This window comes from Azospirillum brasilense (genome assembly GCF_005222205.1).
Taxonomy (GTDB): domain Bacteria; phylum Pseudomonadota; class Alphaproteobacteria; order Azospirillales; family Azospirillaceae; genus Azospirillum; species Azospirillum brasilense_G.
In genome coordinates, this window is record NZ_CP032349.1 from 510,394 (window position 1) to 535,212 (window position 24,819).

The following is a 24,819-nucleotide window of genomic DNA, read 5'->3' on the forward strand; positions in this document are numbered from 1 at the left end:
GAGGGCAAGCCGGATGGCGGAGCGCTCATGGACCTGCATCATCTGAAGACCTTCGCGACCGTGGCGCGCGAGGGCAGCCTGACCCGAAGCGCGCAGATCCTGCTGCTCAGCCAGCCGGCGGTCAGCGGCCATATCAAGCTGCTGGAGGAGGAGCTTGGCACCGTGCTGTTCGAACGCACGGCCAAGGGCATGCAGTTGACCCGCGCGGGGCTGATCCTGCTGGAGGAGGCGGAGCGCACGCTCGACGCCGCCAAGACGCTGGTCAACCGCGCCCGTGGTCTGCAGGGCGACGCCGCCGGGCCGCTCGCCCTGGGTATCGCCAGCGATCCGGCGTCGTTGCGGCTGGGAACGCTGCTGTCCACGCTGCTGTCCACGCACCCCCGGCTGCGCTTGCGGGTGTCGCATCACCTGTCCGCCGACGTGGTGGACCGGGTGCAGGACGGGCGCCTGGACGCCGGCTTCGTGCTGGAGGAACGGCCCGACCGGGCGCTGCGCCATCTGCCGGTGACGCCGGTGCGGCTGCGTGTCGTCGGGCCGGCGGCGTGGCGGGACCGGCTGGACGGGGCGGGCTGGAGCGATCTGGCCGCCCTGCCCTGGGTCGGCACGCCGCCGCGCTGCAGCTTCCACCTGATCGCCGCGCGGGCCTTCGCCCGGAACGGCGTCACCCCCGGCACGATCATCGAGGTCGACCAGGAAAGCGCCCTGAAGGGGCTGGTCACGGAGGGGCTGGGCCTCGCCCTGCTGCGCGAGGAGCAGGCGCTGGCCGCGGCGGCGGCGGGGGAGGTCGCGCTGTGGTCCGGCGAGGCCCTGCGCAGCCACCTGCATCTGATCCTGCCGCAGGACAAGGAGGGAGAGCCGGCGCTCCAGGCCCTGCGGGCGGCGGTGCGGGCCGTATGGCAGGAGGCCGTGTGGCAGGACCCGCCATGACCCGCGCCCGCCGCCCGATGCCCTTACCCCCAGGCGCGGCTGTCCTTGACCACCACGGCGAAGCGGTCGGCCAGGGCGGCGAGGTTGGCGCGGTGCAGCGCCTCGGCCGGGATCACGCCGCCGGCCCCGTCGGGAAGATCGCGGGTGGCGCTGGCCGCGTCCACGACCGTGGTCCGCCAGCCGAGGTCGAGGGCGGCGCGCACCGTGCTGCTGACGCACATGTGGGTCTGGAAGCCGGCGACGATCAGCTCCTTGCGCCCGGTGGCGCGGATCAGGGAGTCCAGCTCGGTCCCGGCGAAGGCGTTGGGCAGGTGCTTCACCACCACCGTCTCGCCGTCCAGCGGGATCAGCGGGGCGACGATGCCGGACAGCGGGCCTACCGGGTTGAACAGGGCGCCGCCGGGCTTGCCGTGGTGGACGATGTGGAAGACCGGGGCACCGGCCTTGCGTGCCCGTTCCAGCAGACGCGCGGCCTCGGCCACCGCGGCCTCCACCCCGACCAGGGGAAGGGCGCCCTCGGTGTATTCGCGCTGGGCGTCGATCAGCACCAGCGCCGCGGAATCGAGCGGGCTCGGGGTGGCGGGGGCTCCGGCGAGGGCGAGCAGGGTCTTCGGGGTGGCGCTCATGGCGGCTGCGGCTCCGGAAAGGGGAAGGGTCGGGGCGCAGTGTGCCCTGTGTGCTTTTGGCCGGACATTCGATAGGTTTGCGCAATGACTGTTCATAAACAGACAGGCACCCCGAAACAGACGGGCACCCTGAACTGGGACGATCTGCGGATCTTCCTGGAGCTGGCCCGCACCGGCAGCCTGTCGGCGGCGGCGCGCGCGCTGCGCATCAGCCACGCGACGGTCGGGCGCCGGGTCGCCGCGCTGGAGGAGGGGCTGGGCCGCAGTCTGGTGGATCGGCGGGCCGACGGCTACAGCCTGACCGCCGACGGCGAGGCGGTCTTCGCGCTGGCCGACGGGATGGACGAACGGGCGCTGGCCATCCTGCGCCAGGTGTCGAGCCAGGGAGGGCGGGAAGCCGGGCTGACCGGCACCGTCCGGCTGACCACCACCCAGGCTTTGGCCGATCGCTTCCTGATGCCGCGGCTGGGGCCGTTCCGCGCCCGCCATCCGGGAATCGATCTGGAGGTGACGGTTGACAACCGCTCGCTCAGCCTCGCGCGGCGGGAGGCCGACATCGCCATCCGGCTCGCCCGGCCGCAGCGCGGCGACCTGATCGCGCGGCGGCTCGCCACCATGGGCTACGGCCTGTTCGCCGCCGCCGGGGCTCCCGACACGGTGATCGGCTATGACGAGGCGCTGGCCGACCTGCCGGAGGCGGTCTGGCTGGCCCGCCACATGGCCGGGCGCCGCGTCGCCTTCCGCTCCAACAGCCTGCAGACCCAGCTCGCGGCGGCGAAGGCGGGATTCGGGGTGGCGCTGCTGCCCTTCTGGCTGGCGGCGGGAGAGCCGGATCTGTTGCCGGTGCACAGCGACGCCCCGCCGCTGGAGCGCGAGGGTTGGCTGGTGCTTCACCCGGACCTGCGCGACGTGCCGCGGGTGCGGGCGGTGATCGAGCATCTGGTCGCGCTGTTCACGGCGGAGTTTGCCGCGGAGTTCGCCGCCGACCCCGCACCGGCCGGTTGAGGGGACGGTTACTTCCGCGGCGCGCCGGTCTTGGGCGGCGCGTCCGATCGCGACGCGAAGAAGTCGGACAATTCGACGGGGAAGCTGTCGAGGATCTTCTTCAGCGACGCGACGGACGGGCTGGTCTTTTCCTTTTCGATCAACGAGATCAGGGCGTTGCTGATGCCGGCCCGGCGCGCCAGGGCGCGCTGCGACAGGCCGTGCGCCTCGCGCAGATCCTGCAACTTTCTTCCGATGTCGAGCATGCTGGATACACCCGGCTGGCGATGGAAACGGAAGGCTGTGCCGCAAGGATAGGCGATCCCATCCTCCTCTTCCACAAAAAGTGTGATTTTCAGCCAAACAACACTGCTGATTGGTTTAATTGCGCGGTAGTCAGGCGATGCAAACCGATAATAATGTACTTTTCGGGCTCATAAACCCATAAATAGTGTAGACAATAGCCGCCAGACCGGCAATGATGATTGGGAACCACGGCTTCCGCGGGGTGTCGGCACCCCGGACGAAGCCGCCCTACCGTTGCCCTGGCCCGCCATTGCCCTGGAAAGACGTCATGGCCATCCCCCCAACGGCCCGCCCGGCCTCCGCTTCCGCAGCGTCCGATTCTGGAACGGTCTGGATTCCGCTTCCCGAAGCCATGGGGGTCTGTGCCGGGACGGAGTGTCGGGGCGGCCGCGCTCCGCTGGGTGGGCTCTGGGCGCAAATGCGCCGGACTTGGCTGAAGACCCGCCGCCACACCGGCTGAGCGCTCCGCCGCCAATCCACGCTTTCCGATCGATCATTCCGCTGCACTCGAGCGGGCGTTCCCGAACGCTTGTCCGCAAAGGAGATTCTTGTGACCGCGACCTCCTCCCAGGCCGATCGGCCGCCGCTGCCGCTTCTCGATCTCGCGCGTCTGGACGGCGGCGCCGCCGATCGCACCCTCTTCCTTTCGGACCTGCGCGCGGCCATTCGCCGCTTCGGCGCCTTCTACGTGGCCGGACACGGGGTCGATGCCACCTTCCTCGACGCGGTCTTCGACCTGTCGCGCGCTTTCTTCACGCTGCCGGAGTGCGACAAGCTGTCCATCGAAATGGTCAATTCGCCCCATTTCCGCGGCTACACCCGCGCCGGCTGGGAGCGGACCCGCGGCCGCGCTGATTGGCGCGAGCAGCTCGACGTCGGGTCCGAGCGGGAGGCCCTGCCCTGGGGGCCCGGGTCGCCGCCCTGGGTCCGCCTGCAGGGTCCCAACCAATGGCCGGACGCCCTGCCGGACCTGCGCCCGGCGGTGCTGCGCCTGCAGGAGGAACTGACGGCGCTGTCGCGGCGCCTGTTGTCGGCCGTGGCGGTCGCCCTGCGCCTGCCCGAGGACGCCTTCGCGCCGATCCTCACCGACCGGCCGACGCAACTCGTCAAGCTGATCCGCTATCCGGGCCATGACGCCATCGCGCCCGGTGATGGCGCATCCGACGACGGGGAGGGGCAGGGCGTCGGGCCGCACAAGGACAGCGGCCTGCTGACGCTGGTCCTCCAGCACCGCCAGAGCGGTTTGCAGGCCGAGACGGACGGCGGCTGGGTCGATGTCCCGCCGCTTCCCGGCACCTTCGTCGTCAACGCCGGCGAACTGCTGGAACTGGCGACCAACGGCTATTTCCGCGCCGCGGTGCATCGGGTGGTGACGCCGCCGGCGGGGGTGGACCGGCTGTCGACCGCCTTTTTCCTGGGGGCCGGGCTGGACGTCCGCGTGCCGGTGCTGCCGCTGCCGGACGATCTGGCCGCCGAGGCGCGCGGGCCGGAGCAGGACCCGCTCAACCCCCTGTTCGCGTCGGTCGGCGAGAACACGCTGAAAAGCCGCCTGCGCTCCCACCCCGATGTGGCGCGGCGCCATTACGCCGACCTCGTCGGCATTCCCGCCTGACCGCCGTCCAACCTCCGAATTTCCGAAGAGGGAGCACTCCCGATGACCGACCGTTCGCCGCGTTTCGAAACCCTGGCCATCCATGGCGGCGCTTTCCGCGCCGATCCCGTCACCGGGTCCGTCGCGGTGCCGATCCACCAGACGACCTCCTACCAGTTCCAGGACACCGCCCACGCCCAGCGCCTGTTCGCGCTTGAGGAGCTGGGCAACATCTACAGCCGCGTCACCAACCCGACGGTCGATGCGCTGGAGCAGCGGCTCGCCGTTCTGGAGGGCGGGGCGGCGGCGGTGGCGGTCGCGTCCGGCCAGGCGGCATCCTTCTACTCGGTTCTGAATCTGGCGCAGGCCGGCGACAACATCGTCACCTCGACCGATCTCTATGGCGGCACCTGGAACCTGTTCGCCAACACGCTGAAGCAGGTGGGCATCGAGGCGCGCTTCGTCGATCCGGCCGACCCGGAGGCTTTCCGCCGCGCCACCGACGACCGCACCCGCGCCTATTACGCGGAGACGCTGCCAAACCCGAAGCTGAACGTCTTCCCGATCCGCGAGGTCGCCGACATCGGCCGGGAACTCGGCGTGCCGCTGATCGTCGACAACACGGCGGCCCCGTTGACGGTGCGGCCCTTCGAGCATGGCGCGGCGGTGACGCTCTATTCGGCGACCAAATACATCGGCGGCCACGGCACCACCATCGGCGGCGTCCTGATCGACGGCGGCACCTTCCCGTGGGAGGCCCACGCCGCCCGTTTCCCGCTGCTGACCCAGCCCGATCCCAGCTATCACGGCGCCATCTGGACGGAGGCGGCCAAGCCGCTCGGTCCCATCGCCTACGCGCTGCGCGCCCGCGTCACCCTGCTGCGCGACATCGGCGCGGCGCTCAGCCCGCAATCGGCCTTCCAGCTGATCCAGGGGCTGGAGACGCTGCCCCTGCGCATCCGCCAGCACAACGCCAACGCCATCCTCGTGGCGAATTACCTGAAGGCGCACGCGAAGGTGACGTCGGTCATCTTCCCCGGCCTTCAGGAGGGCGAGGCCCGGCGCCGGGCGGACGCCTATCTGAAGGGCGGTTACGGCGCGCTGGTCGGCTTCGAGCTGGCCGGCGGTGCGGAGGCGGGCCGGCGGTTCATCGACGCGCTGAAGCTGTTCTACCACGTCGCCAACATCGGCGACGCGCGGTCGCTCGCCATCCACCCGGCCACCACCACCCATTCCCAGCTATCGCCGGAGGATCAGCGCGCCAGCGGCGTGACGCCCGGCTACGTCCGCCTGTCCATCGGCATCGAGCATCCGGACGACATCATCGCCGATCTGGAGCAGGCGCTGGCGGAGGCGTGAGGAGCGCCGCCCGATAACCCACAGAACGCGCGGATCACGGCCGGCACGTCCCTTCATCGGGCGTGCCGGCCGAAATTTTTACAGGCATGCATATTTCTGTATGCGTACAAACACTACTGTGTGACTATGTTTATAGTCACATAAAGCGAAACAGAGACGTGAAATATCGGTTTCGGACCCGCCGCGGGTGCTCAGCCCGCCGCTTCGTCCGCAAGACCGATCAGCCCCGGAGGTTTCCGATGGCCAACGCGCCCGGCGCTCCCGCCAACCCATCCGCTTCATCTCTTGAATTCGACGCCCACCTTGAGGCCGACGTCCTCGTTCTGGGCGGCGGCCCCGCCGGCACTTGGGCGGCCATCGCCGCCGCAACCGCCGGTGCCCGCACCGTCCTGGCCGACAAGGGCTTCTGCGGCACGTCCGGCGCCACCGCAGCGTCGGGAACCACGCTGTGGTACGTCGACCCCGACCCGGCCAAGCGCGCGGCGGCCAAGGCGGCGCGCGAGGGGCTCGGCGGTCATCTGGCCGATCACGGCTGGATGGACCGCGTGCTCGACCGCACCCATGCGGCGGTCGGCCAGCTGGCCGACTGGGGCTATCCCTTCCCGCGCGACGCCGATGGGCGTGACCGCCGCGTGTCGGTGCAGGGGCCGGAATACATGCGGCTGATGCGCCGCCGGGTGAAACAGGCCGGCGTGACCATCCTCGACCATTGCCCGGCGTTGGAGCTGCTGGTCGATGACGGCGGCGCCGTGGCCGGCGCGGCCGGTGTGCGGCGGCAGAAGGGGGGCGGCTGGGCCGTCCGGGCGAAGGCGGTGGTCATCGCCACCGGCGGCTGCGCCTTCCTCAGCAAGGCGCTCGGCTGCAACGTGCTGACCGGCGACGGGTTGCTGATGGCGGCGGAGGCCGGGGCCGACCTGTCGGGAATGGAGTTCTCCAACGCCTACGCCATCGCCCCGGCCTTCGGGTCGGTGACCAAGACCTTGCTCTATCAGTGGGCCAGCTTCACGCGGGCAGACGGCGCGGTCATTCCGGGCGCCGCGTCCAAGGGGGGCCGTTCGGTCATCGCGCGGGTCCTGGCGACCGAGCCGGTCTACGCCCGCCTCGACCGGGCCGAACCGGAGCTGTCGGCGGCGATGCGCCAGGCCCAGCCGAACTTCTTCCTGCCCTTCGACCGCGTCGGCATCGACCCCTTCACCCAGCGCTTCCCGGTGACCCTGCGGCTGGAGGGCACGGTGCGCGGCACCGGCGGCCTGCGGCTGGTGAACGAGCGCTGCGCCACCGCGGTGCCCGGCCTGTTCGCCGCGGGGGACGCCGCGACGCGCGAGCCGATCTGCGGCGGCTTCACCGGCGGCGGCAGCCACAACGCCGCCTGGGCGATGTCGAGCGGCCATTGGGCCGGGCAGGGCGCCGCCGACCATGCCCGCGCCCTGGGGAACGGGGCTCGCGCGCTGCGGCGGGCCGGCGGCGCCGGACTGGGCGAGGGGCGCGGCGCGGCAATCGACGCCGGGGCGCTGACCCGCGCCGTCCAGGCCGAGGTCTTCCCCTACCACATCAACTATTTCCGCACGGAGGAAGGGCTAACCGGCGCGCTCACCCGGCTGGACCGGCTGTGGAGCGACGCCGCCGGAGCCGCGCCGTCCTCGGCCGACGACTCCCTGCGCGTGCGGGAGGCCGCGGCGATGCTGGCGACGGCCCGTTGGATGTACCGGTCGGCGCTGGCGCGCACGGAATCGCGCGGCATGCACCGCCGCCTCGACCACGCCGCCCTCGATCCGGCGCAGCGCCATCTGCTGACGGTCGGAGGGCTGGACGAGGTCCATGTCTCCGCCCGTCCGGCGCCGCTCCATCCAGATCCGGTTGGGGCGAAGCGGGAGCTGGCCGCATGATCGAGCTGATCAGTCCGACCCGCTGCACCGGCTGCAACATCTGCGTCGCCATTTGCCCGATGGACGTGTTCCAGGCGGCGAGCGGGCAAGCCAAGGGGGCCGCGCCCGCCATCGCCCGGCAGTCCGACTGCCAGACCTGCTTCCTGTGCGAAGCCCATTGCCCCGACGACGCCCTCTATGTCGCCCCCGACGCCGAGACGGTGACCGGGATCGCCGAGGAGGCGGTGGCCGCCGCCGGCCTCTTCGGCAGCTACCGCCGCGCCATCGGCTGGAGCGACGGCCATCGCGACAACCGTTCCGCCGACCAGACCTTCCGGCTGCTGGCGCCCCATTGAGCGCCCGGCCGCACCCGACAGGAGTCCTCAGACCATGACCGTGTTCGATCCATCCGCTGTACGCCTCAGCCGCCGCCGTCTGCTGGCGGGCGCGGCGGTGACCGCCGGCGCCGTGACCGCCGGTGCCTTGGCTGCCGCGCCGCTATGGGCCGGCCCCGCGCGCGCCGCGGCGGCCAAGGCGACGCTGGCCTATGGCAGCACCGGCTACACCTGGGCCGTGCCCTTCGTCGCCGAGGCCGCCGGCACCTGGGCCGAGGCGGGCTTCGACCTCAACACCATGGAGTTCGAGAGCGGGCGCGATTCGATGCAGGCGCTGCTCGCCGGCTCCGCCGATTTCTCCGCCTCGACCGACACGCCGGTGGTGTTCGCGGTGCTGCAGGGGCTGCGCCCGCTGATCCTGGTGAATTACAGCCGCTATTCGCGCGACATGAAGATCGTCGTGCGCAAGGACGCCGGCATCGACCCGGCCAAGCCGGCCAGCCTGAAGGGCCGCCGGATCGCCACCCGCGTCGGCACGTCCGGCCAGTACATGCTGGCGAAGTATCTGGAGTTCGCCGGGCTGGCGCAGAGCGACGTCGAGGTCGTCGACCTCACCCCGAACAACATGACCTCCGCCCTGGTGCGCGGCGACATCGACGGCTTCGCCTGGAGCAGCCAGTCGGCGGCGGTGGCGGAGCGCCAATCGGGCGGCAAGACCGCGGTGATGACCCAGGACGGGCTGGAGAAATTCTTCCAGAGCCATCAGCTCCTGCTGACCACGGAGAAGGTGGTGAAGGAGAAGCCGGAACTGGTCGCCGGCGCCATCAAAGCGCTGCAGGCAGCGGAACGGCGGATTCACGCCGACGGCGGCTGGGCCGACCTGATCGCGCGGCGCATCCACACCCCGCCCAAGGAGATCCTGGAGGCGACGTCCGAATTCACCTTCAAGATCGCCTTCGACGACCGCTTCCTCGACGATCTGGTGGCGGAGGCGGAGTGGGCCATCGCCGCCGGCCTCGCCAAGCGTCCGGCCGGCGACCTGCGCGCCCTGTTCCGCGGCCTGATCGTCGACTCGCCGCTGAAGGCGGTGGCGCCCGACCGGGTCACCCTGACATGAGCGGGCCGCTGATCGCTTTCGACCGCGTGTCGCAGATCTACGCGGCCCGCGACGGGTCGCCGGTCTGGGCGCTGCGCGACGTGTCGCTGACGGTGGAGGCCAGCGAGTTCGTCTGCCTGATCGGCCCGTCCGGCTGCGGCAAGTCCACGCTGATCCACCTGCTCGCCGGCTTCCTGACGCCGACCTCGGGGGACGTACGCTTCCGCGGCCGGCCGCTGGCCGGGCCGGGGCCGGAGCGCGGCGTGGTGTTCCAGGAATACGCCCTGTTCGCCTGGATGACCGCGCGGCAGAACGTCGAGTTCGGCCTGCGCATGCAGCGCGTCTCCGCCCCCATCCGGCGCCGCCGGGCGCTGGAGGCGCTGGATCGGGTCGGGCTGCGCCACGCCGCCGACCGCTACCCGCACGAGCTGTCGGGCGGCATGCGCCAGCGCGTTGCCGTCGCCCGCGCCCTGGTGGTGGAGCCGGAGGTGGTGCTGATGGACGAGCCCTTCGCCGCCGTCGACGCCATGACCCGCACCACCCTGCAGGAGGACCTGCTGCGGCTGTGGCGGGAGACCGGGGTGTCGGTCCTGTTCGTCACCCACAACATCGACGAGGCGGTCTTCCTCGCCCAGCGGGTGGTGGTGATGGGGGCCGGGCCGGGCGTCATCCGCGAGGATCTGACCGTCGATCTGCCCTATCCGCGCGACCGCGGGTCGGCGGACTTCGGTCGGGAATACGCCCGCATCGCCGCGGCGCTGGCCCGCGGCAGCCAAAAGGCCGGCGGACCCGATGGCGGGACCGATGGCGAACGGAGGGCCGCGTGACCGCGACGACGGAAGGCATGACCGGCAATCGCCGCGCCACCCCCCGGCGCCCGGCGGCGGAGACGCCGTCCGACGGCGCCGCCTTCGCTGAGGAATTCCGCCGCGCCCACCGCCGTGGCCGGCGGCGGGCGGCGTGGCTGCGCGCCCTGCTGAACGTGACGGGCATCCTGCTGTTCCTGGCGGTCTGGGAGGCGGTGCCGCGGCTCGGCACCTGGGTCAATCCGGTGCTGCTGCCGCCGCCGTCGGTGGTGTTCGACACCTTCGTCCCGATGCTGCTGTCCGGCGAGATTCCGGCCAACATCCTGGTCAGCCTGCGCCGGGCGGCGCTCGGCTTCGCCATCGCGACGGCGACCGGCGTGACCGCCGGGCTGCTGACCGCGCGCATCGGCTTGCTGCACCATGTCAGCGAGCCGATCCTGCACGGCTTCCGCTCCGTCCCCTCCATCGCGCTGGTGCCGCTGTCGGTGCTGTGGTTCGGCATCGGGGAAGGGTCGAAGGTGGCGCTGGTCGCCTGGGGCAGCTTCTTCCCGATCTGGATCACCACCTTCATCGGCGTGCGCGACGTGCCGGCGGCCTATCTGCGCTCCGCCGCCTGCCTGGGGGCGGGGCGGCTGGCGACGCTGCTGCTGGTGGTTCTGCCGGCGGCGCTGCCGATGATCCTGGCGGGCCTGCGGCAGGGCATCGCCGTCTCGCTGATCCTGCTGGTCGCCGCCGAGCTGTCGGGCGCGCGGGAGGGCATCGCCTACATGATGTCCACCGGCCACCAGATGTTCCGCGTCGACATCATGCTGATCGGGCTGGTGCTGCTCGGCACCTTCGGCTTCATCGCCGACCGCCTGTTCGTGGCGCTGATCCGTCGCCTGTTCCCCTGGTACACCACCGCCTCCTGAGGGCTGCCGATGAGCGAACCGACCCTGATCCTGCGCAACGCGCGGGCCATCACCTTCGATCCGGCCCGGCCACGCGCCAGCGCGGTGGCGCTGGCCGGCGACCGCATCCTCGCCGTCGGCGGGGAGGAGGTGACCGGACTCGCCACCGCATCGACCGAAGTGATCGACCTCGGCGGGGCGACTCTGATCCCCGGCTTCAACGACGCCCACGCCCACATGGAGCGCGAGGGGCTGAAACGCCTGCGCCCCTCGCTGGCCGGCGCGCGCAGCGTCGGCGACATCCTGGAGCGGGTGCGGGCGGTGGCGGCGGAAACGCCGCCCGGCCAGTGGATCGTCACCATGCCGATCGGCACGCCGCCCTTCTTCTTCGACGGCGCCGCCAGCCTTGCGGAGGGGCGGCCACCGGACCGGCACGAGCTGGACCGCGCCGCGCCGGACCATCCCGTCCACATCCCCGGCGTGTTCGGCAACTGGGGCAAGCCGCCGGGGCACAGCGTCCTGAACAGCCGGGCGCTGGCGCTGAACGGCATCACGGCAGCGACCGTGCCGACCTGTTCGGGCGTCGAGATCCTGAAGGACGCCGACGGCGAGCCGACCGGCGTCATCGTCGAGCGCAACAGCCGCCCGACCGTCGAGTTCGACCTGCTGCCGGCGGTTCCCCGCTTCGGCTTTGCCGAACGGCTGGAGGGGGTGCGGCTGTCCCAACGGCTCTACAACGCCCAGGGCACCACCAGCGTCTATGAAGGGCATGGCTCGGCGCCGCAGACCATCTCGGTCTACCGCCGCCTGTGGGAGCTGGGGGAACTGACCGTGCGGGTCGGGCTGGTGGTCAGCCCGAGCTGGGCCGACATCGCCGAGGCCCGGCGCGCCATGCGCGACTGGCTGGCCCACGCCCGCGGCGCCGGGCTGGGCGACCCCTGGCTGAGGCTGTCGGGCGTCCACATCGCCTATGGCGGCGATCCGGCGGTGGCCTGCTGCGCCCGCGCCAACCTGCCGGACACCGGCTGGTCGGGCTTCGTCGAACAGGCGCTGACCCCCGCCGACTTCCGCGAGGCCTGCCTCCTGGCCGCCGAGCACGACCTGCGCCTGCACACCATCGTCAGCGACAAGCTGCACGAGGTGGTGCCGGTGCTGGAGGCGGTGAACGAACGCCACGGGCTGGCCGGGCGGCGCTGGGTGATCGAGCACATCGGCCGCGCCCGGCTGGCCGATCTGGAGGCGCTGAAGCGCCTCGATGTGCTGGTGACGACCATCCCGACCTATTTCCTGTGGAAGGGCGGGGCCTCTTATCTGGACGAGCCGGACGGCGGCGATCTGGTGGTGCCGCACGCCCATCTGCTGCGGCTGGGCATCCCGACCGCCATCGCCACCGACAACATTCCCTACGACCCCTTCTTCACCCTGTGGACGGTCTGCAACCGGCGCGAACGGACCAGCGGCCGGGTGATCGGTCCCGACCAGCGGCTGGACGCCGAGACGGCCCTGCGCCTGTTCACCGTGGCGGGCGCCGCCCTGACCTTCGACGAGGGCTGGAAGGGGCCGCTGCGTCCCGGCTTCGCCGCCGACCTCGCCGTGCTGTCGGAGGACCCCACCGCCATCGACCCGGACCGGTTGCGCGACCTGCGCTGCCGCCTGACCGTGGCCGGCGGGCGGATCGTCCATCGCGAGGGGGTATGAGCGGGCCGGACCCCTTGCGGATCGTCATCGTCGGCGCCGGCGTGTCGGGCAGCGGCGTGGCGGCCGGGCTGGTGCGCGCCGGCGCCCTGGACGGCTTCTCCGCGCAGGTCGAACTGGTGGACCCGCGGCCGTCGCTCGGCGCCGGCTTGACCTATGCCCCCGGCGGCGATCCGCGCCATCGGGTGAACGTGCCCTCCGTCCGCATGGTGGCGGCGACCGGCCGGACGGGGGAGGAGGGCGCGGAGGAGGATTTCCATCGCTGGTGCCTGGAGCGCGGCGTGCTGGAGGCCGATCCGGGGGGCTGGTCGGAGGGGCTTCACTACCCCGCGCGGTCGGAATTCGGGCGCTACCTCGACGAACGGCTGCGGTCGCTCTTCGCGGCGCCCGGACCGGTGCGGGTGACCCACCGCCGCGACCGGGCGGTCGCCGCCCATCGCCGTGGGACCTCCGGCGGAACGGGGTTCGTCGTGGAGATGGCCGGCGGCCGGGTGTCGGAGGCCGATGCCCTCGTTCTGTGCACGGGAAACCCGCCCCCCGTGCTGCCGGGCGTGCTGGCGACGCTGGGCGGACACCCGCGGGTCGTCGCCGATCCCTGGGCGCCGGGCGCCCTCGACGGCGTTGCGCGGGACGACCGGGTGCTGATCGTCGGCACCGGCCTGACCATGGGGGACGTGGTGGCCACGCTGCTCGGCCGCGGCCATCGCGGACCGCTGACCGCCCTGTCGCGCCACGGGCTGGTGCCGCGCCCGCGTCCGGCCCAGGCCACGTCCTGGACCGATTTCACCGCCGACCCGGCCACCCGTGTCGGCGACCTGCTGCGCCGCGTGCGCGCCGCGGTCGCCGCCGCCCGGCAGGCGGGACGGCCGTGGACCGACGTGCTGGAAAGCGTGCGTCTTCAGAATGGAGCGTTGTGGTCCGCCCTGCCGATGGACGAGCGGCGGCGGTTCCAGCGCCATCTGCGGGTCTGGTGGGACGTCCACCGCTTCCAGGCAGCCCCGCAGATCGCTCGTCTGATGGAGGACGCGCGGGCGGACGGACGCCTCGCCGTGCTGGCCGGCCGGCTGGTCGCGGCAAGCGCCGAGGAGGACGGCGGCTTGGGCGGTGGCGGGCTGTGGGTCGTCCACCGGCCGCGTGGCGGGGATGGTCTGGTCGGGCGGGGCTACGATGCCCTGGTGAACTGCACCGGCGCCGGGCACGGTACCGCCTTCGGCCGCGACGCGCTGCTGGCCGGCTTGGCCGCCCAGGGGCTGATCCGGCCGGACCGGCTTGGCCTGGGCGTCGAGGTCGATGACCGCGGACGGGCGCTCGACTCCGATGGCCGACCGGTTCCCGGCCTGTTCGTCGTCGGGCCGCCGACCCGCGGCAGCCTGGGCGAGGTGGTCGGCGCGTCGGAAATCGTCCCTCACGCGCTGGCCGTCGTCGGGGCTCTGACGGGCCTGCGCCACGGCCGCGACCAGCCGCCGCCCGGATAGCCCCGTCAGATCGTGTATTCGGGTTCGGGCAGGCTCATGTCCATTTCCACCGCCGGAGCCTGGCCGGAGGTGGACCAGCCGACGACGCGGGCGGGAACGCCGGCCACCGTGGCGCCGGCCGGAACCGGTTTCAAAACGACGCTGCCGGCGCCGACCTTGGCGTGGCGGCCCACCTCGATGTTGCCCAGCACCTTGGCCCCGGCGGCCAGAAGCACCCCGTCGCGCACCTTGGGATGACGGTCGCCATGCTCCTTGCCGGTGCCGCCCAGCGTGACGCCCTGGAGGATCGACACGTCGTCGCCGACCACGGCAGTCTCGCCGATCACCACCCCCGTCCCGTGGTCGATCAGCACGCCGCGCCCGATGGAGACGGCGGGATGGATGTCCACCGCGAACACCTCCGACACCCGGCTCTGCAGGAAATGCGCGAGGTCGCGGCGCCCCTGCGTCCACAGCCAGTGGGCGACGCGGTGCCATTGCAGAGCGTGGAACCCCTTGAAGTAGAGGAAGGGCGTCAGAATTCCGTCCGCGGCCGGATCGCGGGTCACGATGGCCGTCAGGTCGGCGACCGCCGCCGCGACGATGCCGGGATCGCCGGCATGGGCCTGCTCGGTGATGTCGGCCAGCCGCTCGGCGGGGATGTACCAGTCGCCCAGCTTGCGCGCCAGATGCCCGCCGAGCGCGGAGGCGAAGCCGTCGTGCGACAGCACCGCGATGTGGATGAAGCTGCGCAGCAGCGGATCGCCGTCCGCCGCGGCCTCCGCCTCGGCGCGCAGACGCGCCCACAGGGCCGCCCGCTCCCGGTCGGAGTCCGTCTCGAATCCACCATGGTTGGCGGTCGCTTGTGCGAAGCGGGCGGGGGTGACGATGCGGCCCATGGGGCGTTTCCTTCCGGTCAGTGGCCGCGCCGGACCAGCGTGTGGCGGATGCGGTGCAGGGCGGCGGTCAGCGCGTCGAGGTCCTCGCAGGTGTTGTAGAAGGCCAGCGACGGACGCACCGTGCTCTCCACCCCGAAGCGCCGCAGGATCGGCTGCGCGCAATGATGGCCGGAGCGCACCGCGATGCCCTCCCGGTCCAGCGCCCGCCCCACCTCCTCCGTCCGGCAGCCGTCGAGAACGAAGGAGAGGACTCCGGCCTTCTCGCGCGCCGTGCCGATCAGCCGCAGGCCGGGAACGGTCGACAGGCCGGCTGTGGCGTACTCCAGCAGGGAATGCTCGTAGGCGGCGATGACCGGCATGCCGATGCGCTCGATATAGTCGATGGCGGCACCCAGCCCCACCGCGTCGGCGATGTTGCCGGTTCCGGCCTCGAACCGCATGGGGGCGGGCTGGTAGACGGTCTTCTCGAAGGTCACGTCGGCGATCATGTTGCCGCCGCCCTGCCAGGGCCGCATGCCCTCCAGCACCTCTTGCCGGCCGTAGAGCAGGCCGATGCCGGTCGGGCCGAACATCTTGTGGCCGGACAGCACGAAGAAGTCGCAGCCCAGTGCCTGCACGTTCACCGGCATGTGCGACACCGCCTGCGCGCCGTCCACCAGCGTGACGGCCCCGGCGGAGCGCGCCATCGCCACCATCTCCGCCGCCGGGGTCACCGTGCCGAGCGCGTTTGACACCAGCGTGAGCGACACCAGACGGGTGCGCGGGTTCAGCAGCCGGGCGAACTCGTCCAGCCGGATCTGGCCGTCCTCGTCCACCGGGACCACCCGCAGCCGCGCCCCGGTCTCGGCGCAGAGCTGCTGCCACGGCACGATGTTGGCGTGATGCTCCAGCCAGGTGACGACGATCTCGTCGCCCTCGCGGATGTGCTGGCGGCCCCACGCCTTGGCGACGAGGTTGATCGCCTCGGTCGCGCCGCGGACGAAGACGATCTCGCTCGTGTCGGCGGCCCCGACGAAGCGGCGGGCCTTCTCGCGGGCCTCCTCATAGGCGTCGGTGGCGCGGGCGGCCAGCGCGTGGGCGGCGCGGTGAATGTTGGAATTCTCCTCCGCGTAGAAGCGGGCGAGCCGGTCAATCACCGCCTGCGGCTTCTGCGTGGTGGCGGCGTTGTCCAGCCAGATCAGCGGCTTGCCGTGCACCGTCTGGTTCAGGATCGGGAAGTCGCGGCGCGCGGCGCGCGGGTCGAAGGCCGGGCTGGCGGGCAGCGGAAGATCCGGCACCTGCTCGGCGCGGAGCTGCACCGACAGGGCGCCGACCTCCACCAGAAGTCCGGGGGCGGAGGGTACGGTGGCAGAGGGCGCTGTGGCAGAGGGCGCTGTGGTGCCGCGGTCGGCCGCCGCGTCGCGCCCGCCGTCGAGGAAATAGGGCGCGCCGGAGGGCAGGGGCGGAGCGCCCGCGACCGGCCCCCCAACCGGCGTGGAGGGAACCGTGGCCGCGCCCGGCAGCGGCGGGACCAGCGACAGGGCGCCGCCCAGCGAATGCAGGATCGACCCCAGCCCGCCGTCGCCGGTCGCCGGCGGCACGGCGGGCGCCGTGGGCCGCAGCGAAGGGGCGGGGGAGAAGGACGGGTTGGCCGCCGGACCCGGCTGCGGCGCCGCGGGCAGCGGACCCGGCGCCTGCGCCGCCGACAGCCCGGACGGCGGGGCCACGGCGGGCGCCGGGCCGGAGGGAAGGGCCTGGAAGAACTGGTTCGCGAGGCGGGCGATCAGACCGACATCCGGCCCGATACCCGGCCCGATGCCCGGCCCAATGTCCGGTGAGCCGGACTCCGGCCCGCCGAACCCCGCCGCCGGTGGCGGCAGGGTCAGGGCGACGGCGTCAGGCGTAGTCATAGTAGTTGCCGACATGGACATCCTCCAGCACGCCGATGGCATCCTCGGTCAGGATCGCGGCCGAGCAGTAGAGCGAGATCAGGTACGAGGCGATGGCCTTGCGGTTGATCCCCATGAAGCGGACCGACAGGCTGGGGGCCACCTCGCCGGGGACACCGGGCTGGAACAGGCCGATCACGCCCTGCTTCGCCTCGCCGGTGCGCAGCAGGAGGATGTTGGTGCGGCCTTCGGGCGTGACGTGCAGCTTGTCGCTGGGAATCAGCGGCAGGCCGCGCCAGGTCAGGAAGGGCGAGCCGTGCAGGGTGACCGTGGGCGGCGGAACGCCGCGGCGGGTGCATTCGCGCCCGAAGGCGGCGATGGCGCGCGGGTGGGCCAGGAAGAAGGCCGGCTCCTTCCACACCTTGGCGATCAGCTCGTCCAGATCGTCGGGGGTGGGCTGGCCCTTGCGCGTCTTGATGCGCTGGCCGGGGGCGGCGTTGGTCAGCAGGCCGTATTCGGCGTTGTTGATCAGCTCGCTCTCCTGGCGCTCCTTCACCTTTTCGATCAGCAAACGGAGCTGCTCCTGGATCTGATCGATCGGATGGCTGTAGAGGTCGGAGACGCGGGTCTGCACGTCGAGAACGGTGGTGACCGCGTTCAGCGAATATTCCCGCGGGTTCTCGTCATAGGGGACGAAGGTCTCCGGCAGGTCGGCGTCGTTGCGCGGGCTGCACTCCACCTCGGTCCGCACCTGCCCCTGGGGGTCGACGACCCGGTTCAGGCGGTAGATGCCGGCCTCCACTGGGGTCCAGGGCAGGAAGGACACCAGCCAGCGCGGCGTTATGCCCGACCATTGCGCCCGTGTCTTCGTGGCGTTGGCGAGCTGGCGGGCCGCCTGCTCGTTCAATGTTCGGCGCAGTTCGGTGTCTTCGGACATGGATAGGCTCCTTGACGGAAAGGCGGCTTGAGAAAGGCGGCGGGACGAAAACGGCAGCCGGCGCCATGCACCGACTCCGGGGAATCGGCGGCTTGCGGATGCGGGGATGAAAGGTCGATGGGCGGGAACGGAAATCCCGGCTCGGCGAAACGGCCTATGGGGTGGCGCCGCCCCGCCGAAGGTGGATATGACCATGCATCGCTTTCGCCGCGGTCTCAAGCATTGGTGGCAGCGCATGCGTCGATTGGTCTGCTATAACAGACAAGCCTCCGCTGCATTGGACGAAGACCCGGCGAAAGGAATTCCGGCGAATCATGGGCGGTCTGGATGATTATTTCCTGTTTTGTAAATAGATATTGCGGGCGATTATCTCCTTCTCCGGCGATAGGCCGTTCGATCATCCACACGAGCTCTTCGGATAATTGGTTGAAACCCTCGCGCGATTCGCGGCGTTCCTCGCGATAGGCAGCTTGGCGATGGGATTGTTCGCCCTCCGGTAAGCACGCATGGGGCATGTATTACACAAAGAGCGTGCGGCTGCGCCTTGTTAAATCTATTTGAACAGTAGGCAATGAGCGTTATCCTCCCCTCGTTGCAGGGCATGTCCTGCGCAATGAGGGAACGAGCCGTGAGCGCGGCGAACGACGACCAAGACCCCAGCACGCCTGAATCGGCGATCCCCGCCGCCCTTGGCCGCAATCTGAGACGGCTGCGCACCCGTCAGGGGCTGTCTTTGGAACGGTTGGCCCGGCTGTCCGGCGTCAGCCGGGCGATGCTGGGACAGATCGAGCTGGGACGCAGCGCCCCCACCATCACCTTGCTGTGGAAGATCGCCCGCGCCCTCGACGTGACGCTGACGGCCCTGACCCGGCTGGACGGGCGGGGCGAGGTGCTTCTGATGCGGGAGGATCAGGCGCGCAGCTTCGTCTCGCGGGACGGGCTGGTGCGGTCGCGGTCCCTCGCGCCGCCGGGGGAGGGGAGGGGGGCCGACCTCCTGGAAATCCGCCTGCGGCCGGGGGGCTGCGAAAACGGCGGCGGCGTCTCCTCCGGTGCCAGCATCAACCTGGTGGTGGTGGAGGGAGCCGTGGAACTGCGCGTCGGCAAGGGATCGCACCGTCTCGCGGCCGGCGACGCCGTCCTGTTCGAGGCGGAACGCACCTACCAGTGCCGCAACGCCGACGATGTGGACGCCCGCCTGTTTCTGGTCCTTTCGCATGGGGAAGGTTGAGGACGGCTCCTGAGGCTGTGCACCCTGCAGCGGATCCGCGTTTCGAAACGCGGGCCGACAACAGCTCCGCCGTCAGCCCCTTCTCCGGCACCGCCGCCTTCTCCCACCAGGGTCCGATCCCCGAGCGCCGCGCCCGACCCTCGCGGCCGTGCGCTTGACCGCCGTCAAGGATAGTCGCACCAAAACAGTCAACTTTCTCCGGCATGGCGCACGGCCAACGCTGCTCAAGGCCCCTCCGTTCCACGCAGGTCTGACTCGGGGGCCTGACCCAGGAGAAACGAACGCATGACGGAACGCTTCACCAAAGCGGCCGCCCGAAACATCTTTTACGGCGGATCGCTCTTCTTCTTCGCCGCCTTCGTCTCGCTGACGGCGGCAAGCCACATCTACGTCGTCAACACCGGCACCGACAGCAAGGGACTGACCGACAGCGTCGCCCGCGGCAAGCATGTGTGGGAGAAGAACTCCTGCATCAACTGCCACACGCTGCTGGGCGAGGGCGCCTACTTCGCGCCGGAGCTGGGCAATGTCTGGGTCCGCTACGGCGGCGACAAGGACCCGGAGGGGGCGCGCGCCGCCCTGGCCGGCTGGATGGCCGCCCAGCCCAGCGGCATCGAGGGCCGCCGCCAGATGCCGCAGTTCCACCTGACGGAGCAGGAGGTCAACGACCTCGCCGCCTTCCTGGAGTGGACCAGCCGCATCAACACCCAGAACTGGCCGCCGAAGATTTCCGGCTGACGAAGGACGAAAGGCCATGAAATACCAATCGCAAAAGGTCGCGCTGCCCTACTTTTACGGCGCGCTGGTCCTGTTCGGCGTTCAGCTCCTGGTCGGCCTGCTGGCCGGCACGGTCTATGTGCTGCCCAACGTCCTGTCGGAACTGCTTCCCTTCAACATCCTGCGGATGATCCACACGAACGCGCTGATCGTCTGGCTGCTGATGGGCTTCTTCGGAGCCGCTTACTATCTGATCCCGGAAGAGGCGGAGCGCGAGCTGCACTGCACGAAGCTGGCCTACATCCAGTTCGGCCTGTTCATGTTCGGCGCGCTGGCCGCCGTCGTCGGCTACGTCTTCCGCATCCATGAGGGGCGGGAGTTCCTGGAACAGCCGACCTGGATCAAGGTCGCCATCGTCGTCGTGGCGCTGATGTTCCTCTACAACATCTCCATGACGGTGCTGAAGGGCCGGCGGACGGTCATCACCAACATCCTGGTGATGGGGCTGTGGGGCATCGCGATCTTCTTCCTGTTCTCCTTCTACAACCCGACCAACCTCGCGCTGGACAAGATGTACTGGTGGTACGTCGTCCATCTCTGGGTCGAGGGCGTGTGGGAGCTGGTGATGGCCTCGATCCTCGCCTTCCTGATGATCAAGATGACCGGCGTCGACCGCGAGATCGTCGAGAAGTGGCTCTACGCCATCGTCGGGCTGGCCCTCTTCTCCGGACTGCTGGGCACCGGCCACCATTACTATTGGATCGGCACGCCGGGCTACTGGCAGTGGATCGGCTCGCTGTTCTCGACGCTGGAGGTCGCCCCCTTCTTCTTCATGGTCGTCTTCGCAGTGAAGATGGTGCTGAAGGGCGGGCGCGATCATCCGAACAAGGCCGCCCTGCTGTGGTCGGTCGGCTGCGCGGTGACGGCCTTCTTCGGGGCGGGCGTCTGGGGCTTCCTGCACACGCTGTCCTGGGTCAACTACTACACCCACGGCACGCAGGTGACGGCGGCGCACGGGCATCTCGCCTTCTTCGGCGCCTATGTGATGATCAACCTCGCCATCTTCAGCTACGCCATGCCGCATCTGCGCGGCGTCGCGCCCTACCACCAGACCCTCAACAAGGCCAGCTTCTGGCTGATGACCGGCGGCATGGCGGTGATGACCTTCGCCCTGACCTTCGCCGGGGTCGTGCAGGTCCATCTGCAGCGCGTGATGGGCATGGACTACATGACCGTCCAGGCGGAGATCGCCCCCTTCTACTGGGTGCGTCTGGCCGCCGGTGCCGCGGTGTTCATTGGCGCCGTCCTCTATCTCTACGCCCTGCTGGGACCGGTGCCCGCCGCCCGGAAGAGCACCGGGATCGGTGCCGCCGTGCAGCCCGCCGAGTGACCGCGGCCTTTCCCCTCCTCCGCACGCCGGGGGAGGGGAGCTTCCCTTTCCGCCTCTGATCCCGAGGAGACAGCCATGACCCGCAGCGCCCTGAAGGCCGTCGCGGACGACCTCGACATCCCCTACTACAAGGCGGTCGGCGACGAATGCGCGCTGTTCGAGCACGCCTTCCGCCACCGCCTGCCGCTGCTGCTGAAGGGGCCGACGGGCTGCGGCAAGACGCGTTTCGTCTCGCACATGGCGGCCCGGCTGGGGCGTCCCCTCTACACCGTGTCCTGCCACGACGACCTGACCGCCGCCGACCTGACCGGGCGTTACCTGCTGAAGGGCGGCGACACGGTGTGGGCGGACGGCCCGCTGACCCGCGCCGTGCGCGAAGGGGCGGTCTGCTACCTCGACGAGGTGGTGGAGGCGCGCAAGGACGTGACCGTCGTGCTCCACCCGCTGACCGACGACCGCCGCCTTCTGCCGCTCGACCGCACCGGCGAACTGCTGGAGGCGCCGGACGACTTCATGCTGGTCGTCTCCTACAACCCCGGCTACCAGAACGTCCTGAAGACGCTGAAGCCCAGCACGCGCCAGCGCTTCCTCGCCATCGAATTCGACTTTCCGGCCCCGGAGGACGAGGCCGCCATCGTCGCCCGCGAGAGCGGCCTGCCGGAAGCGCGCGTCGCCCCGCTGGTCCGTCTGGCCGGCGCGCTGCGCGCCTTGAAGGGCCAGGATCTGGAGGAAGGCGTCTCCACCCGCCTGCTCGTCTATTGCGCCACGCTGATCCGCTCCGGCGTCAAGCCCGAGCGGGCCATCCGCACCGCGCTGATCGAACCGCTGACCGACGACGCCGACGTGCGGCAGGCGCTGCTGCGCGTGGCCGACATCGCCCTGGGGTAAGGGAAACAAGGGAAACGGATCATGCTGTCGCTGCTTGAGCCCGAGGAGTTCATCGGCCGTCACTGGCACCGCCTGGTTGGCGGCCGGTCGAGCCTGCCGCGCCATCCGGACGCCGCGGTGACGCTGGAGGCGATCCGCCCGAGGCTGGCGGTGTTCTTCCGGGGGCTGGGCGGCGACCGGGGCGTGCGGCTGGCCGCCGCGGCGCGGGCCTCCTCCGGCCACCGGCTGTCGCTGCTGGAGCGCATCGGCCTCGGCACCGAACGGCTGGAGCGGCCGGCGCTGGACGGCGACGTGCTGCAGCTTCCCGCTGTGCTCGACGTGTTCCCCGACGCGGCGCTGAACGAGCGGCTCTACGAATGGCTGACCGCCTACTTTGCGCACGCCGAGGCCGATGGCGAGGCTGCCGCCGATCCGCTGCGGGCCGACCCTTTGCGGTCCGATGTGCGGGCGCTGCGGCAGGCCCAGGCGACCACCGCGCGGCTTCTCATGCGCTGGCCGGGGTTGGCCCGCCTGCACGGTGAGCTGTGCGCGGCGCTGCTCGCCGTCCGGCCCAAGCGCTCCCTGCCGAAGGACGAGGCGATGGTGGAGGCGGCGGTGCTGGCTCTGCTGGGCGCCGGTGACGGCGGCGCGGTGCTGGACGGTTCGGTCCCGCTGGACCGCTTCACCGCTTCGGCCGGCTACAAGCCGTTCCTGCCGGTGCCTCTGTGGGGCGAGGTGTCGGGTCCCCCGCGGTCCGGTGCCGCGGCGGATTCCGATGCGGTGGAGGATGGAGCGGCAGCCCCTTCCGCCGAAAGCGACGGCCAGCGCCGCAAGGCGACGCGGCGCGACAGTGATCAGGTGCAGCGCGAGGACCCGCTGATCCTGAACCGTTTCGAGAAGATCTTCGGTCTGGCGGAGATGATGAACATCCCCCGCCCGGTCGACGACGACGACGAGAACGCCGCCCGCCAGGCCGCCGACGACATGGAGGAGATCGCGCTGGCCCAGCACCGGCGCAAGCCCTCCACCCGGCTGAAGCTCGACCTCGATCTGGCGCCCACCGCCGTGGACGCGGCGCCCCTGACGGCGGTGCTGACCTATCCGGAATGGGACCATCGCCGCCGCGCCCATCACCCCGCCCACTGCCGCGTCGTCGCCGAGCCGGCGCCGGAGGATGGCGAGGATTGGACGCCCGACGAGGCGGCGCAGCGCCGCATCCGGCAGGTCCGCCGCCAGTTCGAGGCGCTGCGCCCGAAGCGCATGGTCTTCACCGGCCAGCCGGACGGCGACGATCTCGACCTCACCGCCCTGGTGCGCCGCTGCGCCGACCAGCGCGCGGGCGGGGCGGGCAGCGACCGCGTCTATCAGGCGGCGCGCAACGCGGCGCGCGATCTGGCGGTGGCGGTGCTGGTCGACACCTCGCTGTCGACCGACGGCTGGGTGGACGGGCACCGCGTGCTGGATGTCGAGAAGGAGGCCCTGCTGGCCCTGTCGAGCGGGCTGAACGCCTGCGGCGACCCGCACGCCATCTTCGCCTTCACCTCGAAGACGCGCGACTGGGTGCGTGTGCAGACGGTCAAGGAGTTCGACGAGCCCCTGAACGCCCGGGTGCAGCGCCGCGTGCAGGCGCTGAAGCCCGGCCATTACACCCGCATGGGAGCGGCGCTGCGCCACACCGCCGCGCGTCTGGCGGAACGGCCCAACCGCCACCGCCTGCTGATCCTGCTGTCGGACGGCAAGCCCAACGACGTGGACCATTACGAGGGGCGCTATGGCATCGAGGACACCCGCGTGGCGATCCAGGAGGCCCGCCGCCAGGGCATCGCCCTGTTCGGCATCACCGTGGACGCGGAGGCGCGCGACTATTTCCCCTACCTGTTCGGCCGGGGCGGCTACGCGATCTTCCCCCAGGTGACGCATCTGACCAAGGCGCTGCCGGCGCTGTACCGGCAGGTGGTGGGATAGCGCCCAGGACGATCCTCTTAAAATCCCCTCTCCCCTCAGGGGAGAGGGCTATAATGGTTTTTGGATAAGTCTTTAGCTCGCTGCGTCGGTCCGCTCCGCCAGCAGCGCGAGGTGTCCCACCACGGCCTCCTGAAGGCGCAGGGATTCGGTCAGGACCAACTCGTCGGTCGCCTGGGCCGCCACGTCGCCGAAGGCCTCGGCGAGCCGTTCGGACGCGGCGACCGCCGCGCGCAGGCAGGCGGGCGCGGTGTCGGGAGCGGCGCTCTGCGATGGCGCCGCGCCGGAGCCGGACGGAATCAACGCCCGCTCATCTTCGGCGATGCGGGTCAGCAGCGCGGCGCCGTCACCGTCGCCCAGGGCGAGCAGGCGCGCTGCCAGAGCGCCGTGCTCGGCGGCGGTGGCGGCTAGCAGGGCGGCGGCCAGCCGTTCCAGCTCCGCAGGCGTGTCCGCGCGGGTCGGCTTGTGCTCCGCCCGGCCCCGTTCGCGGCGGAAGGCCTTGCGGCGCTCGCGGCGGAGCAGGGCGGCGTGGCGGAGTTCCTCGCGGGCCAGCGCCTCGGCGTGGGTGCGGACCGGCTCGTCCGTGGCGCTGGCGGCGATGTAGCTGTAGAAGGCGAAGGCGCGCTGCTCGTTGACCACCGCCAGCGACAGCGCCTGATAGGGCGTCAGCCGCGTCCGCTCGGTCAGCTCCTCCCAGGAGGCGGCAAGCTCCGGCGGCAGGCGCCAGAGGAAGGCCGGCGCGTCGGGGGCGGGGCGGCCGAGGCTGTGCGCCCAGCCGTCCACCGCCTGCACATGGTCCTGCTCCTCGGCGATCAGGGCGCGGAAGGTGGTGGCGGTGTCGGTCTCGCCGCGCTGGTCCATCAGGGCCGCCAACTGGGTGTAGCGGCGCACCGCCTCCTGCTCCAGCGCCAGCGCGATGCCGAGAAGCTCGTCCAGCGAGCGGACTCCGCCCTGTGGTTCATGGTGCAGCAACGGCATGGAAACCCCCGGTCGCGAGTGAACTTCGCCTAAAATGCA

At 71.0% G+C, this 24,819-nt stretch carries 22 protein-coding genes; 16 read left to right on the forward strand and 6 right to left on the reverse strand.

Translation table 11 applies throughout. From position 1 onward, the window contains the following. The first annotated feature begins 27 nt into the window (after nt 1-27). Nucleotides 28-927 (forward strand): LysR family transcriptional regulator, encoded by a 900-nt coding sequence (locus tag D3869_RS31475; RefSeq protein ID WP_247896082.1) that lies wholly within the window; start codon nt 28-30, stop codon nt 925-927. Between the two features lie 23 nt (nt 928-950). On the opposite strand, the gene D3869_RS31480 is transcribed toward D3869_RS31475, so the two are convergent. Further along, nucleotides 951-1,553 carry a cysteine hydrolase family protein gene (locus D3869_RS31480; protein ID WP_137143519.1) on the reverse strand — a complete coding sequence of 201 codons (603 nt, stop codon included), beginning with the start codon at nt 1,551-1,553 and terminating at the stop codon, nt 951-953. Nucleotides 1,554-1,637: 84 nt separating this feature from the next. Here D3869_RS31480 and D3869_RS31485 point away from each other — a divergent pair, with 84 nt between their 5' ends. Then, nucleotides 1,638-2,558, forward strand: coding sequence for a LysR family transcriptional regulator (locus D3869_RS31485; RefSeq protein ID WP_137143520.1), 921 nt, complete (start codon nt 1,638-1,640; stop codon nt 2,556-2,558). Nucleotides 2,559-2,566: 8 nt separating this feature from the next. On the opposite strand, the gene D3869_RS31490 is transcribed toward D3869_RS31485, so the two are convergent. Beyond that, on the reverse strand, nt 2,567-2,803 hold the full coding sequence (locus D3869_RS31490; protein WP_137143521.1) for a helix-turn-helix domain-containing protein: 237 nt from the start codon (nt 2,801-2,803) through the stop codon (nt 2,567-2,569). A gap of 569 nt (nt 2,804-3,372) precedes the next feature. Between D3869_RS31490 and D3869_RS31495 the strand changes: the two genes are divergently transcribed. From D3869_RS31495 to D3869_RS31535, 9 genes are all read left to right on the forward strand, one after another. Continuing rightward, nucleotides 3,373-4,455 (forward strand): isopenicillin N synthase family dioxygenase, encoded by a 1,083-nt coding sequence (locus D3869_RS31495; protein WP_137143522.1) that lies wholly within the window; start codon nt 3,373-3,375, stop codon nt 4,453-4,455. A gap of 42 nt (nt 4,456-4,497) precedes the next feature. Then, nucleotides 4,498-5,793, forward strand: coding sequence for an O-acetylhomoserine aminocarboxypropyltransferase/cysteine synthase family protein (locus D3869_RS31500; protein ID WP_137143523.1), 1,296 nt, complete (start codon nt 4,498-4,500; stop codon nt 5,791-5,793). A 239-nt stretch (nt 5,794-6,032) separates the two neighbouring features. Then, nucleotides 6,033-7,679 (forward strand): FAD-binding protein, encoded by a 1,647-nt coding sequence (locus tag D3869_RS31505; protein WP_137143524.1) that lies wholly within the window; start codon nt 6,033-6,035, stop codon nt 7,677-7,679. Further along, complete coding sequence (locus D3869_RS31510; protein ID WP_137143525.1) at nt 7,676-8,014, forward strand: 4Fe-4S dicluster domain-containing protein; 339 nt, start codon at nt 7,676-7,678, stop codon at nt 8,012-8,014. Before D3869_RS31505 ends, D3869_RS31510 begins: the two co-directional genes overlap by 4 nt. Nucleotides 8,015-8,048: 34 nt before the next feature. Beyond that, nucleotides 8,049-9,110, forward strand: a complete 1,062-nt coding sequence (locus D3869_RS31515; protein WP_137143526.1) for an ABC transporter substrate-binding protein — start codon at nt 8,049-8,051, stop codon at nt 9,108-9,110. After that, the gene (locus D3869_RS31520; protein ID WP_137143527.1) at nt 9,107-9,916 is read left to right on the forward strand and encodes an ABC transporter ATP-binding protein; all 810 of its coding nucleotides are present in this window, start codon (nt 9,107-9,109) and stop codon (nt 9,914-9,916) included. The genes D3869_RS31515 and D3869_RS31520 overlap by 4 nt, the downstream gene beginning before the upstream one ends. Beyond that, the gene (locus D3869_RS31525; RefSeq protein ID WP_247896084.1) at nt 9,913-10,806 is read left to right on the forward strand and encodes an ABC transporter permease; all 894 of its coding nucleotides are present in this window, start codon (nt 9,913-9,915) and stop codon (nt 10,804-10,806) included. Before D3869_RS31520 ends, D3869_RS31525 begins: the two co-directional genes overlap by 4 nt. A 9-nt stretch (nt 10,807-10,815) precedes the next feature. Continuing rightward, nucleotides 10,816-12,483 (forward strand): amidohydrolase, encoded by a 1,668-nt coding sequence (locus D3869_RS31530; RefSeq protein WP_247896085.1) that lies wholly within the window; start codon nt 10,816-10,818, stop codon nt 12,481-12,483. Further along, nucleotides 12,480-13,955 carry an FAD/NAD(P)-binding protein gene (locus tag D3869_RS31535; RefSeq protein WP_137143528.1) on the forward strand — a complete coding sequence of 492 codons (1,476 nt, stop codon included), beginning with the start codon at nt 12,480-12,482 and terminating at the stop codon, nt 13,953-13,955. Before D3869_RS31530 ends, D3869_RS31535 begins: the two co-directional genes overlap by 4 nt. Nucleotides 13,956-13,960: 5 nt before the next feature. On the opposite strand, the gene cysE is transcribed toward D3869_RS31535, so the two are convergent. Genes cysE through D3869_RS31550 form a run of 3 tightly spaced genes read right to left on the reverse strand, consistent with a single transcriptional unit; the run spans nt 13,961 to nt 17,638 of the window. Then, complete coding sequence (cysE, locus tag D3869_RS31540; protein WP_247896086.1) at nt 13,961-14,833, reverse strand: serine O-acetyltransferase; 873 nt, start codon at nt 14,831-14,833, stop codon at nt 13,961-13,963. Nucleotides 14,834-14,850: 17 nt separating this feature from the next. Further along, nucleotides 14,851-16,722 carry a family 2A encapsulin nanocompartment cargo protein cysteine desulfurase gene (locus D3869_RS31545; protein WP_175426700.1) on the reverse strand — a complete coding sequence of 624 codons (1,872 nt, stop codon included), beginning with the start codon at nt 16,720-16,722 and terminating at the stop codon, nt 14,851-14,853. After that, a complete protein-coding gene (locus D3869_RS31550) occupies nt 16,709-17,638 on the reverse strand; it encodes a family 2A encapsulin nanocompartment shell protein (RefSeq protein WP_137143530.1) in 930 nt (309 codons plus the stop codon). The genes D3869_RS31545 and D3869_RS31550 overlap by 14 nt, the downstream gene beginning before the upstream one ends. 628 nt (nt 17,639-18,266) lie before the next feature. On the opposite strand from D3869_RS31550, the gene D3869_RS31555 reads away from it, so the two are divergent. The 5 genes from D3869_RS31555 (at nt 18,267) to D3869_RS31575 (ending at nt 23,805) form a co-directional block, all read left to right on the forward strand. Continuing rightward, nucleotides 18,267-18,866 (forward strand): helix-turn-helix domain-containing protein, encoded by a 600-nt coding sequence (locus tag D3869_RS31555; RefSeq protein ID WP_137143531.1) that lies wholly within the window; start codon nt 18,267-18,269, stop codon nt 18,864-18,866. Nucleotides 18,867-19,151: 285 nt separating this feature from the next. Continuing rightward, a complete protein-coding gene (locus tag D3869_RS31560; RefSeq protein ID WP_137143532.1) occupies nt 19,152-19,604 on the forward strand; it encodes a c-type cytochrome in 453 nt (150 codons plus the stop codon). A 16-nt stretch (nt 19,605-19,620) separates the two neighbouring features. Continuing rightward, nucleotides 19,621-20,973 (forward strand): cbb3-type cytochrome c oxidase subunit I, encoded by a 1,353-nt coding sequence (locus tag D3869_RS31565; protein WP_137143533.1) that lies wholly within the window; start codon nt 19,621-19,623, stop codon nt 20,971-20,973. Between the two features lie 75 nt (nt 20,974-21,048). Then, entirely contained in the window at nt 21,049-21,861 is an 813-nt protein-coding gene (locus D3869_RS31570; protein WP_137143534.1) for a CbbQ/NirQ/NorQ/GpvN family protein, read from the forward strand. Between the two features lie 21 nt (nt 21,862-21,882). Next, the gene (locus D3869_RS31575) at nt 21,883-23,805 is read left to right on the forward strand and encodes a nitric oxide reductase activation protein NorD (RefSeq protein WP_137143535.1); all 1,923 of its coding nucleotides are present in this window, start codon (nt 21,883-21,885) and stop codon (nt 23,803-23,805) included. Between the two features lie 72 nt (nt 23,806-23,877). On the opposite strand, the gene D3869_RS31580 is transcribed toward D3869_RS31575, so the two are convergent. Next, complete coding sequence (locus tag D3869_RS31580; RefSeq protein WP_137143536.1) at nt 23,878-24,780, reverse strand: ferritin-like domain-containing protein; 903 nt, start codon at nt 24,778-24,780, stop codon at nt 23,878-23,880. Nucleotides 24,781-24,819: the final 39 nt, after the last annotated feature.